The 1,953-nt window shown below is 70.7% G+C and carries 3 protein-coding genes and 1 pseudogene; 2 read left to right on the top strand and 2 right to left on the bottom strand.

Translation table 11 applies throughout. The annotated features are described in order from the left end of the window. A pseudogene (locus tag JM949_RS35565) lies at positions 1-431 on the bottom strand (EamA family transporter); the annotation flags it as partial. A gap of 173 nt (positions 432-604) precedes the next feature. Further along, positions 605-865, bottom strand: a complete 261-nt coding sequence (locus JM949_RS35570) for a Prokaryotic metallothionein (protein WP_203152424.1) — start codon at positions 863-865, stop codon at positions 605-607. A gap of 146 nt (positions 866-1,011) precedes the next feature. Between JM949_RS35570 and JM949_RS35575 the strand changes: the two genes are divergently transcribed. Together JM949_RS35575 and JM949_RS35580 are read left to right on the top strand one after the other, a co-directional pair. Then, positions 1,012-1,287, top strand: a complete 276-nt coding sequence (locus JM949_RS35575; protein WP_203152425.1) for an isoamylase early set domain-containing protein — start codon at positions 1,012-1,014, stop codon at positions 1,285-1,287. 109 nt (positions 1,288-1,396) lie between these two features. Next, positions 1,397-1,953 (top strand): lytic polysaccharide monooxygenase auxiliary activity family 9 protein (locus JM949_RS35580; RefSeq protein ID WP_203152426.1); only part of this gene is annotated, 557 nt, incomplete at its 3' end.

The following is a 1,953-nucleotide window of genomic DNA, read 5'->3' on the forward strand; positions in this document are numbered from 1 at the left end:
TAGAGCGCCTGGTAGAGGCCGAGGCCGACGCCGGTGAGCAGCAGCGGTACGGGTGCCGCGCGCAGGGCGGCGAGCAGGGTGCGCGGTCGGCCGGCGGTGACGCCGGCCCAGGCCACGGCGACGAAGTAGAGCGCCTGGTAGAGGCCGAGGCCGACGCCGGTGAGCAGCAGCGGTACGGGTGCCGCGCGCAGGGCGGCGAGCAGGGTGCGCGGTCGGCCGGCGGTGCACGCCAGCAGGACGAGCGCGGCGATGGCGAGGCGGTGGAAGCCGATGCTGACCGGGCTGAGCCCGGTGCTCTCGCGCAGCAGCTGCACCGCCACGCCTGTGGTGCCCCACAGCACGCCGGTGACGGTGATCTGGATCAGGCCGGTGCGGGCCCGGTTGACGGCCGGCGCCGGGGCGGCCGGACGCGCGGTGCGAGAAATGGACACGGATGCGCTCCGAGGGGTGAGCCGTTGACGGGGACGACGTCGACGGAGCGCGTACGGCGAGGGGCCGAGCGGGTCAGCTCACCCGGTCGGCGCGGGGCGCGGCGCTCCGCTCAGGAGCGCGGCGGGGGCAGGACGCCCAGCAGTGGCCGCATGGCGACGACCGTACCGCAGGGTCAGGCCGGGCGGGCGCCGACGGCGTCGCGGATCTCGGCGCCCTCGGCCCCCTCGACCGCGCGGGCGCAGTGCGCGCAGCAGAAGAAGCGGCCGTTGACCTCGACGCCATGCCCGACGATCTTGACCTGGCAGTGCTCGCAGATCGGCGCCATCCGGTGGATCGCGCACTCGAACGAGTCGAAGGTGTGCACGTCGCCGCTGACGGTGTGCACCTCGAACGCCATCCAGTAGTCGTTGCCGCAGACCTCGCAGGTTGCCATCGAAAATCTCCTTTATTGTGACAATCGCTTACATAATTGCTCAGGTCGCGGTGGCGGCGGGGCGGAACGGGCATCCCCGCGGCGTGTCGGCATCGGAGTGTCGCCCGTTGTGCCAGGTGAACCGCCGCAACCCCGGGAGGATCACCGTGATCAAGCGCAGTCGGCTCTTCGGCAACCAGACCCGGGTCACCTTCTGTCTGCCCCGTGATGTCCCGCCCGGGCCGGTGAGTGTGGTCGGCTCCTTCAACGACTGGCAGCCGGGCCGGCACGAGTTGGTGGCCCGCCGCGACGGCACCCGGACGGTGACCGTGAAGCTGCCGCCCGGGGAGCACCGGTTCCGCTATCTCGGCAGCGGTGGGGTCTGGCTGGACGACGAGTCGGCCGACGAGGTCGACGGCCGGGGCAGCCTGCTGCGACTCTGACCAGAAAAGTTGCCACCATCGATGTATTTATCGATGAAAGTCTTTACTGTTAACAAAGTTTAAATTACCTTGGGGGCACCTCACCGGACCTGGAGAAGGAGCTGCCCCGATGCGTCGAAGAATCACAGTCCCGCTGGTGGCGGCGGGTGCCGTCGCCGCCACCCTCACCGTCGCCGCCCCCGCGCAGGCGCACGGCTACGTCTCCGCCCCGCCGAGCCGGCAGGCGCTCTGCGCCCAGGGCCGGGTGCCCGACTGCGGGCAGATCAAGTACGAGCCGCAGAGCGTCGAGGGGCCCAAGGGCCTCCGCAGCTGCAACGCCGGCATCTCCCAGTTCGCCGTCCTCAACGACGACAGCCGGGGCTGGCCGGCCACCTCGGTGGGCAGTTCACTCACCTTCACCTGGGTGAACACCGCCCGGCACGCCACCAGCAACTGGGAGTACTGGATCGGCAACACCCGGGTCGGCGTGGTCAACGGCAACGGCCAGCAGCCGGGCGCCACGGTGTCGCACACCGTGAACCTCGGCGGCTTCTCCGGCCGGCAGAAGATCCTCGCGGTGTGGAACATCTCGGACACCGCGAACGCCTTCTACTCCTGCATCGACGTGCAGATCGGCGGCGGCGGATCGAACCCGACCCCACCGCCCGACCCCGACCCCACCCCACC

Source organism: Micromonospora tarensis, assembly GCF_016803395.1.
Lineage (GTDB): Bacteria > Actinomycetota > Actinomycetes > Mycobacteriales > Micromonosporaceae > Micromonospora > Micromonospora tarensis.

Coding starts and splice junctions, on each gene's coding strand:
- JM949_RS35570 (WP_203152424.1), bottom strand. CDS start 865: ATGGCAACCTGCGAGGTCTGCGGCAACGACTACTGGATGGCGTTCGAG.